At 58.7% G+C, this 13,801-nt stretch carries 17 protein-coding genes; 7 read left to right on the top strand and 10 right to left on the bottom strand.

Going from position 1 to position 13,801, the window contains the following annotated elements; genetic code table 11:
- Positions 1–61: 61 nt before the first annotated feature.
- A complete protein-coding gene (locus LIX15_RS12630; RefSeq protein WP_227773542.1) occupies positions 62–502 on the top strand; it encodes a DUF7988 family protein in 441 nt (146 codons plus the stop codon).
- 130 nt (positions 503–632) lie between these two features.
- Here the strand turns inward: LIX15_RS12630 and LIX15_RS12625 are convergent, their stop codons facing one another.
- Positions 633–1,022, bottom strand: a complete 390-nt coding sequence (locus tag LIX15_RS12625; protein WP_227773541.1) for a DUF7344 domain-containing protein — start codon at positions 1,020–1,022, stop codon at positions 633–635.
- Positions 1,023–1,209: 187 nt separating this feature from the next.
- A complete protein-coding gene (locus LIX15_RS12620; protein ID WP_227773540.1) occupies positions 1,210–1,686 on the bottom strand; it encodes an Lrp/AsnC family transcriptional regulator in 477 nt (158 codons plus the stop codon).
- 146 nt (positions 1,687–1,832) lie between these two features.
- Between LIX15_RS12620 and LIX15_RS12615 the strand changes: the two genes are divergently transcribed.
- From LIX15_RS12615 to LIX15_RS12600, 4 genes are all read left to right on the top strand, one after another.
- Positions 1,833–2,939, top strand: coding sequence for a PQQ-dependent sugar dehydrogenase (locus LIX15_RS12615; protein WP_227773539.1), 1,107 nt, complete (start codon positions 1,833–1,835; stop codon positions 2,937–2,939).
- Positions 2,940–3,019: 80 nt separating this feature from the next.
- The gene (locus tag LIX15_RS12610) at positions 3,020–3,700 is read left to right on the top strand and encodes an MBL fold metallo-hydrolase (RefSeq protein WP_227773538.1); all 681 of its coding nucleotides are present in this window, start codon (positions 3,020–3,022) and stop codon (positions 3,698–3,700) included.
- A 179-nt stretch (positions 3,701–3,879) separates the two neighbouring features.
- Positions 3,880–4,845, top strand: coding sequence for an NAD-dependent epimerase/dehydratase family protein (locus LIX15_RS12605; protein WP_227773537.1), 966 nt, complete (start codon positions 3,880–3,882; stop codon positions 4,843–4,845).
- On the top strand, positions 4,842–5,585 hold the full coding sequence (locus LIX15_RS12600) for a CPBP family intramembrane glutamic endopeptidase (RefSeq protein ID WP_227773536.1): 744 nt from the start codon (positions 4,842–4,844) through the stop codon (positions 5,583–5,585). The genes LIX15_RS12605 and LIX15_RS12600 overlap by 4 nt, the downstream gene beginning before the upstream one ends.
- 13 nt (positions 5,586–5,598) lie before the next feature.
- Here the strand turns inward: LIX15_RS12600 and LIX15_RS12595 are convergent, their stop codons facing one another.
- Complete coding sequence (locus LIX15_RS12595) at positions 5,599–5,883, bottom strand: WNWW family protein (RefSeq protein WP_227773535.1); 285 nt, start codon at positions 5,881–5,883, stop codon at positions 5,599–5,601.
- A gap of 29 nt (positions 5,884–5,912) precedes the next feature.
- On the opposite strand from LIX15_RS12595, the gene LIX15_RS12590 reads away from it, so the two are divergent.
- Positions 5,913–6,191, top strand: coding sequence for a hypothetical protein (locus tag LIX15_RS12590; RefSeq protein ID WP_227773534.1), 279 nt, complete (start codon positions 5,913–5,915; stop codon positions 6,189–6,191).
- Positions 6,192–6,204: 13 nt separating this feature from the next.
- On the opposite strand, the gene LIX15_RS12585 is transcribed toward LIX15_RS12590, so the two are convergent.
- Positions 6,205–6,819: a DUF7504 family protein gene (locus LIX15_RS12585; RefSeq protein ID WP_227773533.1), complete on the bottom strand. Its 615-nt coding sequence runs from the start codon at positions 6,817–6,819 to the stop codon at positions 6,205–6,207.
- A gap of 184 nt (positions 6,820–7,003) precedes the next feature.
- Positions 7,004–8,272, bottom strand: coding sequence for an AI-2E family transporter (locus tag LIX15_RS12580; RefSeq protein ID WP_227773532.1), 1,269 nt, complete (start codon positions 8,270–8,272; stop codon positions 7,004–7,006).
- 227 nt (positions 8,273–8,499) lie between these two features.
- Here LIX15_RS12580 and LIX15_RS12575 point away from each other — a divergent pair, with 227 nt between their 5' ends.
- Complete coding sequence (locus tag LIX15_RS12575; protein ID WP_345412639.1) at positions 8,500–9,609, top strand: M24 family metallopeptidase; 1,110 nt, start codon at positions 8,500–8,502, stop codon at positions 9,607–9,609.
- Positions 9,610–9,687: 78 nt separating this feature from the next.
- Here the strand turns inward: LIX15_RS12575 and LIX15_RS12570 are convergent, their stop codons facing one another.
- The 5 genes from LIX15_RS12570 to LIX15_RS12550 form a co-directional block, all read right to left on the bottom strand.
- On the bottom strand, positions 9,688–10,320 hold the full coding sequence (locus tag LIX15_RS12570) for a lamin tail domain-containing protein (RefSeq protein ID WP_227773530.1): 633 nt from the start codon (positions 10,318–10,320) through the stop codon (positions 9,688–9,690).
- Complete coding sequence (locus LIX15_RS12565) at positions 10,271–10,444, bottom strand: hypothetical protein (protein WP_227773529.1); 174 nt, start codon at positions 10,442–10,444, stop codon at positions 10,271–10,273. Before LIX15_RS12565 ends, LIX15_RS12570 begins: the two co-directional genes overlap by 50 nt.
- Positions 10,445–10,667: 223 nt before the next feature.
- On the bottom strand, positions 10,668–11,567 hold the full coding sequence (locus tag LIX15_RS12560) for an ABC transporter ATP-binding protein (RefSeq protein ID WP_227773528.1): 900 nt from the start codon (positions 11,565–11,567) through the stop codon (positions 10,668–10,670).
- Complete coding sequence (locus LIX15_RS12555; RefSeq protein ID WP_227773527.1) at positions 11,564–12,373, bottom strand: NAD(P)/FAD-dependent oxidoreductase; 810 nt, start codon at positions 12,371–12,373, stop codon at positions 11,564–11,566. Before LIX15_RS12555 ends, LIX15_RS12560 begins: the two co-directional genes overlap by 4 nt.
- On the bottom strand, positions 12,373–13,464 hold the full coding sequence (locus LIX15_RS12550; protein ID WP_227773526.1) for a FecCD family ABC transporter permease: 1,092 nt from the start codon (positions 13,462–13,464) through the stop codon (positions 12,373–12,375). Before LIX15_RS12550 ends, LIX15_RS12555 begins: the two co-directional genes overlap by 1 nt.
- Positions 13,465–13,801: the final 337 nt, after the last annotated feature.

The raw sequence follows: 13,801 nt of genomic DNA, 5'->3' as shown, positions 1-13,801 counted from the left end.
TCCTGATGCAGATAGCTATCGTCCGACACGGCTTTGTACTCCTGTGGCGCGTTCTCGAACAATGGTCGACCCGGAAATTGCCGTCCGAAAATACATCCTCGCGGAGCACGCGGAAACTGTCACGTTTCTCCTCCGCTGTGCGGATCGGGTCGCCGAGTCGTGGAACGACGAGGTGACTCCCGACCAAACGAGTGCGACAACCGACCCGAAGATGGTCGTAAAACCGTTTTCGCGCGAACTCCGCAAGGTTGGAATCGTAGCGACGTTCCCGACGATTCTCTCCGGGGCGGTATCCGCCGCCGAGTTCTCGATGCAAGCCAAACCGGTTCCCGCGCCGCCATACGTCGCCCTGACCAGTCGCGGGCCGGTTCTTCGGGCGACGGTTTCGGCAGGTCGATTAGTGATTTCGTTTCGCGTATTCGACGTAATCCGTAACGGTCGCACTCGGTACGTTCGCGGCGCGAGCGACCCGGAAACCGTGGTTTCGGCCGAACTCAAGTAGTTCGGTCGTCTGGACGGGTGCGACTATGTGTATATGTGTGTGACCGATTCCGGTAAGTATCAGTTACAACAGGCTTCGCTCTCGTCTCAAACAACTTTTCGTCAGGAAATTCTTCTAATTCACCTCAGCGTTACGCCGACTCTCCATTTTTCAGTTCGCCATCCGAAACGGCGGACAGAGCGTCCGTCATTCGCTCGGAATTTTTCCCCAACCCCACCAATTCTCGCTCCCGTTCGAACTTCACAACCCCAGCGTCCGCTAACCGCGGAATATGATTGTGATAGAGGCTCGAGTAGATTCGCAGTACTTCGTCCTCGTCAACTTTCGGCATCGAAGTGCCGTTTTCGCGTACCGTAACTTCCTTGGCTAAATCCGCTAGTGCGAGCGTCTGTTCGTTTTCCAGCAAGGAGTCGATGACCAGACGACGGCGTTGCTCAGTGAGAAGATTCAACGCCGTGGTCATCGATAGCTCGTCGGGTGGTTTGTTCGTCTGACTTCCATTTCGGGAATGCGCAACCATAGGTGTACTAACGACCCCTATCAGCAAAAGCTCGTTGCGGAATCCCCACTATGGGTCCTGCGGATACAACACCCATCGGACGATGCTGTACCAATTTTCCGTAACTCGTCGCCGCCGACCCGTTCCGTTTTTGCTGGCTGTTCGACGTGCGACACATCCGGTTGCACGGGTGCATTTTCGAAGACGGTCACCCCTCCGTCACATCTTTTCCGAAGTGGTCGAACGGTTGTACGCGTTCGGTTTTCACGATGTTGGTGCTTACGATGTCCAACCCCAGATCGTGCACCTGCTCGCTGATAGAATCCACCGTGCCGGAGTCCACGGCCACCGCTTCGATGTGTATGTTCTCCGTTCCGGTCAGCAGTTCTCTGATGGTGACGACGCCATCGATTCCCATCACCTCGTCGGCGAGCGCCGAACGTTCGTCGGGAGGTGCGCGACAGACGATGAGAACGTGCAACTGGAAGTTCGCTATCTCGTAGTCGATGTCCGGATTGTACCCCCGGATGACTCCCACCTCCTCCAACCGCTCGATGCGATTTCGGACGGTGCTTGCCGACACGCCGACTTTCTCTCCCATTCCCGCGGCGGTACTCTTCCTCGCATCGTTTTGAAGCGCGTGCAGTATTCCCCTATCAACGTCATCGAGCTGAATCGGTTCCATGCGCACAGCGTAGGTGGGTTTCACGGAAGAGGATTGCGCGGGTTGGGCAGGGGGAATCCCTTTTCTCGTTCGACATAATATCCATAAATAGAAGTAAAAATTAATGGCCAAAAATTTAATTCCGACTAGCCGTATTAATTCTCTTCGTGCCAAACAATACCAGACGTCAAGTTCTCGCCAGCGCGGGTGTCCTCCTTTCGGTCGGTGTCGTAACCGGTGACACGACCTCCCAAGGACACCCTAAATCGACTTCCCGAACTTCCCTCTCAAATAAAGGAGACAGTCAGTTCGCCCAGCAAACATCCGCAGTCGAGGCTGTCGCTACCGACCTCGAAGTTCCGTGGGGAACCGACTTCGCTCCCGACGGGACGTTTTATTTCACCGAGCGAACCGGCCGAGTCAATCGACTCAGCTCCGACGGCGTCGAAATCCTCGCCGAAATCGACGACACGAACGTCGTCGGTGAAGGGGGGTTGCTCGGACTCGCGCTCCATCCGGAGTTCCCGACCACGCCGTCCGTGTATCTCTTCCAAACGCACGAAGACGGTGGTATTTCACAGCGTATACTGCGCTACCGTCTCGCTGACGGCGAACTCGAACGCGAAGCCGTGATCTTTGACGGTATTCCCGGCGCACAGCGACACACGGGCGGGCGTCTCGCCTTCGGGCCGGACGGCTATCTCTACGCGACGGTCGGCGACGCCGACGAACCAGAGATGGCCCAGAACCCGGAGACGCTTCACGGCTCGATTCTACGACTCGAAGCCGACGGGTCGGTTCCCGACTGCGAGCGAGCGGTGTTGAGCTACGGCCACCGCAACCCCGAAGGACTCGCGTTCCATCAGGAAACCGGAGTCCTGTACGGCACCGAACACGGCCCCGACACGGATGACGAAATAAACCGTATCGAAGCGGGGAACAACTACGGCTGGCCAGTCGTCACTGGCGAAAGCGACGACCCGGCGTTCACCGACCCACTCGCGTCGTACACCCCGACCATCGCTCCCGCGAGCGCCGCGTTTTACGACGGTGCGTTCTACTTCGGAACGCTCGCGGGCGAACACCTGCATCGAGTTACGTTCGGTTCCGACGGGCGAACCGTCGAGTCCGACGAACGATTGTTCGAGGGCGAGTTCGGTCGCCTTCGAAGCGTCATCACCGGCCCTGACGGTCTTTACTTCGCTACAAGCAACCGAGACGGACGGGGGTCGCCAGCGGACGAAGACGATAGAATCCTCCGGTGGACGCCCTAAGTCGATTTAGCACAACGCTTTGAGGTGCTTCCTGCGATTCCGACTTCAGGTGTTAAGTTTCCCTCCGCCGTATCCGACGTATGGCGAAGGAACTCGCGACGGGGGTCTGGTTGCTCGAACTCGGCTTCCCCCTCTTCGGTGCGAACGCCTTTCTCGTGGACGACGGCGGGGTGACGCTCGTGGATGCGGGTCTGCCGTGGTTCGGCGTGCGCCGTGAACTCCGCGACGCGGGCTACGAAGTCGCAAATATCGACCGCGTACTGGTCACTCACTACGACATCGACCACGTCGGCGGCCTTCGAAACCTCCCCGACCTCGACGCGCCGGTGTTCGTCGGTCAGCGAGATGCCGACCTGCTGTCGGGGGTCTACGACCCGCCGTTCTTTCACCACAAGGGAGCGTTTCACCGCCTTGCCCGCGTACTCGTTCCGATTCCGGAACGGTTCGAAATACTGCCATTGGAAGACGGCGCGCAGCTCGGCGCGTTCACGGCCTACCACACGCCCGGCCACAATCCGGGCCACACCGCCTACGTTCACGACGGCCTCGGCGTCGGCTTGGTCGGCGACCTCGTCTGGGAACGCGACGGTGCGCTAACGCCGCCGAAGTGGTGGGATTCCTACGACACCCGCGAGATGCGGCGGAGCATCCGCCGATTTGCCGGATTGGTTCCGGCCATCGACGTGCTCTGTATGGGGCACGGAACGCCGATTCTGCGCGGCGGTTCGGACGCACTTTCGAGTCTCGTCCGTCGGCTGTAGCGAATCGCTTCGAAAAATGTAACGAGTCGTTTCGATTTACATTTAGAACGAATTTTTGGTGACTAAAATACCGATTTGAGCGTTCGTTGTCGCAGAATCGAAAAGCCCCATCCAAAAATAACAAATTACTTACACAAAGGTCACTACCCTCGAACCCGAATCGTACCCCGGAGAGTTGAATGGGGGTACGATATCTCGTCACAGGGGCGACCGGTGCATTGGGGGGCGCCGTCGTCGAACGACTGCTCGAATCGAACCCGGACGACCGAATCCGCGTTTTCGTCCGGAGCAAACGACGCTTTCGCGAGCGATTTCCGAATCCTCGCATCGAAATCGTCCGGGGGAACATCCTCATCCCGTTCAACGTTCGTCGAGCGGTACGAAACGTGGACGTGGTTTTTCACTGCATTAACTTCCCGCTCATGAACTACTATCACACCCTCGAATCGGCGCGTCTCCTAGTCGCCGTAATTGGAGATTCCCACACGCACGTCGTGTATCCCGGCAATACGTGGGTATTTGAGATTCAAGAACCCAGGTCAGGGAAACCACCGATTTCGCCCGAGACGACCATCGATCCGCCGTCTCGCGTGGCGAGAATTAAAGCCGAAGCCGACGCCGCACTGTCTCGTGCGCCGTTTCCCACGACGGTTGTTCATCTGCCGGATTTCTACGGCCCTGGCGTGACCAACGACCTCGTGCGTCCGCTGTTCGACCGACCCATCGCGGGGAAAAACGTCCTTTTTCCCGCACCTGTGGACGTGCCTCACGAATTCGTCTTCATCGAGGACGCGGCCCGCGCGTTGACTTCCGTGGCCGATTCACCCGGCGACCAATCGGCGGACTCGCGGGACGGCCGCCGATTCACGGTCGGAACGGAACCGACGACGGTTAACGCCTTCACCCGAAACGTCTACGATATGGCTGAAACGAACGGACGAATCAGAGGACTCCCGGCGTGGATGCTTCGGGGCGGCGCCCTGTTCAGCGAGCGAGTCGAGGTCGTTCGCGAAATCCTCCACGTCTTCACGCACGACACGACGATGACCGGGGATGTGATTCGCGAAGCGGTCGGATTCGAACCGCGAACCGATTACGAGGACGGTATCCGTCGAACCGTCGCGTGGTTTGAGGGGGCACGATGATGGAGCTGTGGAATCGACGTTCACGGGCACTGTTCGCCGCCGTCGGCCTCGGATTCGGTGGCTATGCGTTCGCAGTCATCCTCGTCTTACTCGCCGCGGGCGCGCTCCTCGCGCTCGGTGTTCCGGTTCTCGACCGCCCCTCGCTCACGGTGGCCGTTTCGATAGTCATGGGGCAGGGCGTCGCCTTCGGCCTGTTCGCGCTAGCGTATCTGCGATACACCGGTAGAGGGTTCGACTACATCAAGGTTCGCGTTCCGAATCTCAACGATTTCGGTTGGACCGTCGGTGGCTTCGTCGTCTTCTACGGCGGCCTCATCGCGGTGTCGGTCGTCCTCACAACGTTCGGCATCCAGTCGGCGCAGAACGAAATCGCCACGCTCGGGGAACAAGACCCGCGGGTCTTTCTTCTCCTGATTCCGCTCTCGTTCCTGCTCATCGGCCCGGGTGAGGAACTGCTCTATCGCGGAGTCGTTCAGGAACGACTCCGTGAATCGTTCGGTCGCTGGCCCGCCATCGCGCTGGCGAGTCTCATCTTCGCGTTCGTTCACGTCTTTTCACTGCAGGGTCAAGATACCGGTATCATCGTTTATCTCGGTATCCTCTTCGTTCTCTCGCCGATTCTCGGGGCAGCCTACGAATACACCAGAAACCTCGTCGTTCCAGCCTTGATTCACGGGGCGTTCAACGCCCTCCAGTTCGGACTGGCGTATCTGATGATGACCGGGCAGCTCCCCTCCTAATTTATCGTGTCGTTTATCGGTTCGTCCGTTCCCACCGAACGATGAGAAATTCCGTGTAGCCGCCGTATGCGATTCCCAACGACCCCATCCACCAGTTCCACTTTTCGGGAAGCGATTGTTCTTTCGGGGCGTCGCTCAGGTTCGAGATGATCGCCTCGGCGGTCAGTTCGACGCCCGCGTCCGCCCGGTAGTCGCCCGAATCGACGAGGTCGCGCGCCTCTCGAACGACCACCCGCCGCGCTCCCTCGGGCGGGTCGAACTCCTCACGCAGTCGTCGGTCGAGTTCCGTCGCGTCCATTTAATATCGTACTCCGCGTCGAACTACCTATGCCGACAGTTTTCGCAGTGGACGAATACGAGGCACAGGAGTACGACGCCGTACTCGTGCAAGAAAACGCCGTGGTCTGCCTTAACGATGACCCACCGCTCGCTCGCGTCATTCCCTTTCAGAAGGTGAACCACGTCGATGCGGATCCCGAACTGCTCTTAACGGACTCCGAAATTCCCGATTCTTTTTTCGGCGGTGCCGAGTACGCTTTCGTGGACATCTCGAAGTTCGAGCGAATCCGACGCCATCTGGAGGAGTTAGAACGAGAACAGTACTGATAACTCGGCCACACTACAACTGCGACCAAGCCGTCGTGATGTCGCGTTTCGGAACGTGCCACCGTTGTTCCGCGATCAGCGCGTCCCGTTTCCGGAGTTCGATACGCGCGTCGAACAAGGGGGATAGTTCCCGGACTATCGGCGACTCATCCGACAGACGAAGATGGACGTGTTCGATGCCGCGAACGCCGCGAACCAACGCCGAAAGATCCCGGAGAAACCGAACCGTTGCGGGACGGTTGTTGGCTCCCAGTATGGGTTCGAGTGAGTCGATACTGACTCTGAGTTCCCCCGGGCCGAGTCCGTCGGTAACGGTGTCGAAGTAGCTGGTTGCGTGCGCGAGTTCGTTCCGCAGGTGTTCGACTTCGCAGTCACGGGTATCGGTGGATTGGCTTTCTGACGGTGTCGAACGATAGGTTCCGCACGATTCGATGATTTGGGTGCTCTCGTCGTTCCGCCGCACATTCGGCGGAAGACTGTGCTCTACGTGTTCGGGTGACGCATCGGTAAACACGAGGAGTCGTTTTCGGTCACGGTGCGGGTCGCCGAGCAGTCGTTGCGTCGCTTGTGCGGTGACGCATTTCGGCACCGCTCCCGTCACCAACAGGGAACAGCCCCGTTGTTTCAACGCTTGTAACGCGGTGTCGAACTCGCGTCCGTTTCCGTTCCGCTATTTCTCCCGCACGAACGGCATCTATACTGATATTTAGACGAATAATAATACTTATAATTTATAAAATATATTATATTTAGAACGTGAAATAGCCGATATTATCGTCCTCTCTCAGACCGTTCCTCTACCGTTCTCTCGGTCAGTTTTCGCCGCTTTTTCCCGACTCTTCCTGTGACTCATCCTGGCTTTCCAGTTCCTCGACGTCTCCCTTTTCCTCGCCCGTCGTTTCACTTCCCTCCCCTTTTCTCCCTTCACCCGTTTCCAACGCTTCGTCTGCTACCGTCCCTTCCTCGGCCTCCGAGTCGGGCACCGAATACTCCGTCGGAGTCGGCTTCCCCTGTATCAGTTCCGGAAGCACGAGACGGTTGAACTGCACGAGTAGAACGAGCAGCAACGGCCCGATGAACAGTCCGTACCACCCGAACAGCAACGGGCCAAAGATATACGCGAACAGCATCAGACCGACGTGTAGATTTCTCCCCCCCGTGTACCGTCTGATGATCGTCTCGGTCGCGACATCCAACACGAGGACAATGCCCACGACGTACGCGAAGGGAAACCAGAGGGAAGCCAATCCGTCGCCGAGCGCACGAACGACGAGCAGTAACGCTATCGGGACGTAGACGAGTTTCGTTCCGATTTGCGGGACGAGGCTAGCAACTCCAGTCAGCAGTCCGAGTAGGGTCGGGAGAGGAATCGCCACCCCCGGCGGGGCAACGAGGTTGGCGAGGTTGTACGCAATCCCGGCGACGACCGCGACGACGAAGGCGTGGAGAATGCTTCCGAAGTACACCGTTTGGAGATCGTCATCAACCGCTTTTCCGTAGCTGTAGGCCGTGCTTCGTTCGTCGGCGATTCGACGGCGGAACCAGCGAACGAGCTTGTCGTCATCCCGCAGAAAGTAAAATGCGAACGCCAGCGCGACGAACAACTGCAAGAGCGTGAGTCCGAACGCGCTCACTGCGTCCGCGACGCCGCCGAGCAGTTCCGTCCCACCGAACCGGGTGAACACGCTTTGGTTCTCGCGCGCGAGGTCGAGTATCCGCTGTGGGCGAACCGTCAGCGATGACAGGTCGAGATACGGCTGGAGGACGCCCTCGTAGCCGGAAAGCGAACGACCTGCGATTTCCGCAACTTCCATCGCGCTGACGGCCACGGCGTAGGCAACCAGTAGGAGGATTGGTAGCGAAACCGCCAGCAGTGACGTGATTGCTGTCACGCCCGGATAGCCCAGTCGCGCTTCCAATCGGTCGTAAACGGGTCGCGCGGAGTAGTACATGAACAGCCCGAGGGCGAACGTCCCCGCGAAGACGTAGAAGACGAACAGCATCACCACTCCCAAAACGAGGCCGATAATCCACCACGCTAGACGTGCGCGCTCGCGCAGCTGCCCTTCCTCTCCGCTCATGCCCCAGAACTACGGTGCTCAACCGTATATGGATCAGGGTCGGTGGGGCAATTCTCTGTTCCGTCGAGTTCAGCGCGGTACTGGTCGCATTTGCCCCGGGTATTTCGCTGTAATCTTCCGTCAAAAACTGTGGGCACAGCGATGGCAGAGGAAATGCCGTCGAACCTTCACACGAACCGCCGAATAAGTGAGATTTTTACGCGCACCCCGCGACAGCATCACCCATGATGGACGCTTTCGCGAAGCGAACCCGTCGCTGTCAACAGCGACTCAGAACGGTCGGTGCCGACGCCGCCGTTCTGTTCCCGAGTACGAACCTCTTCTACGTCTCCGGATTCGAAGAACACCCCGGAGAGCGACACCTCTTCCTGTTCGTTCCGGTTTCCGGCGACCCCGTTTTCGTCGTTCCGGATATGTACGGCGAGCAAATCGCCGATGAGTCGTGGGTGTCTGACATTCGAACGTGGAGCGACGGGGACGACCCTCTCGAACTCGTCGGCGATGTCGTTGACGAGTTCGAGCTTCGTGGAGGACATCTGCTCGCAGACGACACGATGTGGGCACTGTTCACCCAAGACCTCCGGAGCGCGCTTCCGGACGCGACGTTCGGACTCGTCAGCGAAGTTCTCGAACCCCTCCGCATGCGCAAAGACGAAGCGGAAATCGAAGCGCTCCGACGCGCTGGTGAAGTCGCGGACGAGGTTTGCGTCGAGATCCGCGAACTCGGTGAGGAGGCAATCGGCATGACCGAGCGCGAACTGGCGCAGGAAATCGAATCTCGATTGAGCGGTGCGGGCGGCGACGAACCTGCGTTCGACACCATCGTCGGTTCCGGGCCGAACGGGGCGAAACCGCACCACGGTCACGGCGACCGCCAAATCGGGTACGGCGACCCCGTCGTCCTCGATTTCGGCGCGTTCGTGGACGGCTATCCGGGTGACCAGACCAGAACCGTCGTCTTCGCGGGAACGCCGCCCGAGGAGTTCGACCGAGTTCACCGCGCCGTCCGCGAGGCTCAGCAGGCGGGCGTCGAGGCGGTTGAACCCGGCGTCACAGCGGAATCCGTTGACACGGCGACCCGCGAGGTTATCGAATCCTACGGCTACGGCGAGCAGTTCATCCACCGAACCGGCCACGGCGTCGGATTGGACGTTCACGAAGGACCGTACATCGTTTCGGGGAACGACCTGGAACTTCAGTCCGGAATGGTGTTCAGTATCGAACCCGGCGTCTACATCCCCGGCGAGTTCGGCGTTCGAATCGAGGATTTGGTCGTCGTCACCGCGGACGGCTGTGAACGACTGAACGACTCTCCCCGGACGTGGCAGGGATTGTAGGGTACTTTCCAATTTGCTTCGGCGTGAGTTGCACTCCAGCGAGACTAATCCGAAAAATAGCGATGCTGTCTGAATCGGTCAGCAGTCGTTCGCTTCGTCCGTTCCGTCCTCGTCGGTGTTTTGTTCGTCGTCCGTCGAACCGTCGTTCGATTCGTCGTCCGACTCACTGCCGTCAGCGTCGTCTTCGGAATCTTCCGTTGTATCGTCTGATTCGTCTGTGTCTTCTTCAGTATCGTCGGAATCGCCACCGTCCTCCACGTTGTCGCCGTCACCCGTATCGGAATCGTTCGAATCGTCACTGTCACCCGATTCGTCCGTGTCGTCGGAGTCGTCGCTGTTATCCGATTCATCGGTACCGTCTGAGTCATCCGCGTCGTCGGAATCATCCGACTCGCCGTTTCCGGGTGCGGTCTCTCCTTCTTCTCTGTCGTCGCCGGTGCTTTGGCTCGCCGTTATGATGCCGTTTTCATCCCGAAGTTCGACGATGTCCGGTTCGCCGTTGTAGAGGACGTACCCGTCGTATTCGGCGTTGTAGTCGGCATCGATTGTCGTCTCGCTACCCGTTCCGACCGTTATCGACTCTCCCGGTTCGATGCTCGTTCCGCCTGGGAACGGAAACCGCTCGTAGGTGTCACCGAACGAAACTGTCAGTCCCGACAGGTCATACGCCTGTTCCCCCTTCGTTCTCGATAACGACGTACTCCTCTTCATCGTTGATCTCCGTGATGTCGAGGTCGAGTGCGGCGTCTTGTGCGCTTACGAGGTGGAATCCGACTGCGGACGTTAGCAACGCGAGTACCACTACGATTACTGCACCACGTCTTTTTGATTTCATTACTTACTTGTGTAAACGTGTCGGATATTTCAGTCAGATGACTGTAATTATTCTCTCCCGCGGTAATTCCGGCTCGTTCGTGCGATAATCATGCCGCTAATCATATTTATATAATATTGGATAAATATCAAATTATTTAAATTTGAAATATTATAATAATGAGGTGAATGAATTACTGAAATGATTTTCTTTCGAATTTGAATTTATACGGCGGAAACCGAACTTACAGCGGTCGTCGGGGAGTGACGACCGGCCCTTCCGGACCGATTCCGACCGTCGCCTCGACTCCGAATACGTCGGCCAGCAGTTCCTCCGTCACCACTTCGCTCGGTGGCCCCCAGTCGTATGGTTCGCCGTCGCGCAGGGCGACGAGGTTGTTGGCGTAGCGGGCCGCCTGCGAGATGTCGTGGAGAACGATGCCGATGGTCAGGTCTTCTTCGTGCGCGAGGGTTCGGACGACTTCCAGCACGCGAAGCTGATGGCGCAGGTCGAGGTAGGTGGTCGGTTCGTCTAGCAGGAGAACGTCCGTATCCTGTGCCAACACCATCGCAATCCACGCGAGTTGGCGCTGTCCGCCACTGAGACTGCCCATCTCCTCGTCTCTGAGGTGGGTAACCCCGGCGAGTTCCAGCGCGCGTTCTACCGCCTCGTGGTCTTCTTCCGTCTTTGACTCGAAAAAACCGCGGTGCGGATAGCGCCCGTGGTAGGCGAGGTTTTCGACGGTCAGGTTTCCGGGCGACTCGTTCTCCTGCGAGAGCAAGCCGAGTTTTCGGGCCAGCGTTTTGGTTCCGAGCGAATGGACGTCCTCGCCATCGAGCTGCACGACCCCTGATTCGGGGTGGAGTTCGCGGGACATCGCCTTGAGAAGCGTACTCTTTCCGCTTCCGTTCGGACCGACGAAGGCCGTGATTTCGCCCGCCGGGACGATGATGGACTCACATTCGACGATGATTCCTGAGTCGGGGTAGCCGATTTCCAAGTCGCCCCCGCGCAGTTCGCTCGCGGTCCCGGACTTTTGTCTGTCGTTCGTTTTTCCCTCGTTGTCTACTTCCCGCTCGTCTCGTTCTGTGACCATTCCACCGTCGGTCTTTCGCTCTCTGTCGTCGGCCGTTCGTTCGCTCATGGTTCGATTTCCTCCACGTGTTTTCGCACGAGCACTCGCCCGCGCTCCGCTCGCTTTGCTCGCTCCGCGTCGTCCAGCTCCAGCGCGACGTACTCCCGTTTGAGTCGCTCCTTCGTTCGCTTCTCGTCTTCCAGAGTCGCGTCCTCCGGCACGTTTTCCGCGACGAATTCGTCCAGCCACTCCCAGTTCGTCCCGCTGTAGCGACCCTCTTCGACGGTCCAATCGTAGTAGTGGTCGGCAACGTCTTCCCAGAGTCCTTCGTCCTCCTTTCGAACGTCGCGGACGAGCGCCAGCGCAGTCCGCGCGCCGTTGCCCGCGCTGACGATGGCTTGGTGTTCTGCCTCGCCGAGCCATCCCGTAACGTACAGTCCGGAAATTGCGGTTTTCCCGTCGGGTTCAACGTTCTCCAGCTCCGCTTCGAACGAAGACAGATACTCGTCGTCGTACACCGACGCTGCGATCAATCGATTCGCTTCGACCTCTCGCCCATCCTTCGTCGCCACGCGAAAACCGTCGTCGGTTTTCTCGGCGGCGACGACTAGTCCGTCCGTTATCTCCGCCCCCGCGAATTCTGCTTGTTCCTTGCTCAGCGCGAGGAACGTCTCCGGTGGAATGCCGCCGGGAAAGCCGAGGTAGTTCTCCAGATGCACGCACTGGCGAATTGCGGCGCTTCCGCCGTCTATCACCAGCGTATCGAGTCCGTATCGGGCGAGAAACACCGCGGCGGAGAGGCCCGATGCACCGCCTCCGACGACGACGACGTCCCGGGACGTCGTCGGTTTTTCCCCCTGCTCTTTTCCCACCATCAGAGCTCCCCCAGTTTTTGTCGTTTCCGCATGAGATAGAGGAAGTACGGTCCGCCGACCAGTCCGGTGACGATTCCGACCGGAACTTGAATCGGATTGAGCGCGAGTCGCGCGCCTACGTCCGCGCCGACGACCAGCGCGGGACCTGCAAACAGACAGCCGAGAACCAGTTTTCTGTAATCCGTCCCGACGATGTTCCGGACGATGTGCGGGACGATGAGGCCGACGAAGCTGACGATTCCGGCGACGGAAATGGCGGCACTCGCGGCGAGAATCGCCAAAGCGGAGAGCATGAATCGAACCCGCTCGACCGACATCCCGAGCGAGCGAGCGGTTCGCTCGCCGAGAAGGAGGAGGTTCAACTGGCGCGACACCACGAGGGAAACCGGGACGATGAACAGTGTCGGAATCAGGACTGTTCTGACTTGCTCCCAACCGGTTCCCGTGAGCGACCCCGTCGTCCACGCGAGCGCGGTCTGCACCACGCCGATGTCCGGCGCGAAAAAGAACAGGCCGCGCTGGAATGAGTAAAAAATCGTTCCGACGATGAACCCGGCCAGTACGAGCCGGACGGGACTGGTTCCGCCTTTCCACGCGATAGCGTAGACGATGATGAACGCGACGATGCCGCCCAGCGCGGCGAATATCGGGAGAAAGACCGATAGGCCGCTGAAGACGATGAGCGTGAGCAGGACGGCGAAGCCAGCGCCGTGGCTCACGCCGAGGATGTACGGACTCGCCAGTTCGTTGCGCGTTACGGCCTGAAAGATGGCCCCGGAGATGGCGAGATTTGCGCCGACCAGAATTCCGACGAGGACGCGCGGGAGTCGAAGGCTCCAGACGACGGTGGTTTCACTGCTCAAATCCACCGGAATCTCGTTTCCGAGGAGCAGTGCCAGCAACACGTCGGGATTCGTTATCACCTTCGGGTCGAACACCGCTCGCCACGCCTGTTCGAGCGACATCGTGAACGCGCCGAAACTCACTTGCACCAGTCCGCCAATCACGACGATGGCGATGCTGGCAACTACGAGTGCTGTCAGCGCCCCGTCGAACGTCTTGTTTATCTCCTTCTCGAAGTTCTCGCTCATGTATCCTCTCTGTTTGACTCGGCCGAATCGAGTGCCGTCGTTCGCGCACTTTCGATTTCGAGTTCTCGTTCCTGGTTTTAGGTCTCCCTAAACCCCGATAAGAGCTTTGGTTTTCCGCACCGCATCCGAATCCGCTTAATTTTTCGCCCTCGGAGGTAATTCTCCGCTTAATTCGAATTGGCAAGTCAGAAATTATATCAGTGGTCTCCTATCGGTTTCTCCTCGACGAGTACGGATTACGTCGGTCACCTACCCCGCGTTTATTTTTCATCGAGCGTTTGCGTGGTCGCGTCGCTCACTCTTTGCTGCGCAAAAATGGGAGTTGTTTATGATATGG

The organism is Haladaptatus pallidirubidus (assembly GCF_020700235.1).
Classification (GTDB): Archaea; Halobacteriota; Halobacteria; order Halobacteriales; family Haladaptataceae; genus Haladaptatus; species Haladaptatus pallidirubidus.
This window is presented reverse-complemented; position numbering and strand designations above follow the sequence as displayed.

Bases quoted from the DNA above. Each gene is read 5' to 3' on its own strand.
- LIX15_RS12590 (WP_227773534.1), top strand. From the start codon at position 5,913: ATGCCGACAGTTTTCGCAGTGGACGAATACGAGGCACAGGAGTACGAC.
- LIX15_RS12555 (WP_227773527.1), bottom strand. From the start codon at position 12,373: ATGGTGGGAAAAGAGCAGGGGGAAAAACCGACGACGTCCCGGGACGTC.
- LIX15_RS12550 (WP_227773526.1), bottom strand. From the start codon at position 13,464: ATGAGCGAGAACTTCGAGAAGGAGATAAACAAGACGTTCGACGGGGCG.
- LIX15_RS12620 (WP_227773540.1), bottom strand. From the start codon at position 1,686: ATGGAACCGATTCAGCTCGATGACGTTGATAGGGGAATACTGCACGCG.
- LIX15_RS12625 (WP_227773541.1), bottom strand. From the start codon at position 1,022: ATGGTTGCGCATTCCCGAAATGGAAGTCAGACGAACAAACCACCCGAC.
- LIX15_RS12575 (WP_345412639.1), top strand. From the start codon at position 8,500: ATGGACGCTTTCGCGAAGCGAACCCGTCGCTGTCAACAGCGACTCAGA.
- LIX15_RS12560 (WP_227773528.1), bottom strand. From the start codon at position 11,567: ATGAGCGAACGAACGGCCGACGACAGAGAGCGAAAGACCGACGGTGGA.
- LIX15_RS12580 (WP_227773532.1), bottom strand. From the start codon at position 8,272: ATGAGCGGAGAGGAAGGGCAGCTGCGCGAGCGCGCACGTCTAGCGTGG.
- LIX15_RS12600 (WP_227773536.1), top strand. From the start codon at position 4,842: ATGATGGAGCTGTGGAATCGACGTTCACGGGCACTGTTCGCCGCCGTC.
- LIX15_RS12610 (WP_227773538.1), top strand. From the start codon at position 3,020: ATGGCGAAGGAACTCGCGACGGGGGTCTGGTTGCTCGAACTCGGCTTC.
- LIX15_RS12595 (WP_227773535.1), bottom strand. From the start codon at position 5,883: ATGGACGCGACGGAACTCGACCGACGACTGCGTGAGGAGTTCGACCCG.
- LIX15_RS12565 (WP_227773529.1), bottom strand. From the start codon at position 10,444: ATGAAATCAAAAAGACGTGGTGCAGTAATCGTAGTGGTACTCGCGTTG.
- LIX15_RS12630 (WP_227773542.1), top strand. From the start codon at position 62: ATGGTCGACCCGGAAATTGCCGTCCGAAAATACATCCTCGCGGAGCAC.
- LIX15_RS12605 (WP_227773537.1), top strand. From the start codon at position 3,880: ATGGGGGTACGATATCTCGTCACAGGGGCGACCGGTGCATTGGGGGGC.
- LIX15_RS12570 (WP_227773530.1), bottom strand. From the start codon at position 10,320: ATGAAGAGGAGTACGTCGTTATCGAGAACGAAGGGGGAACAGGCGTAT.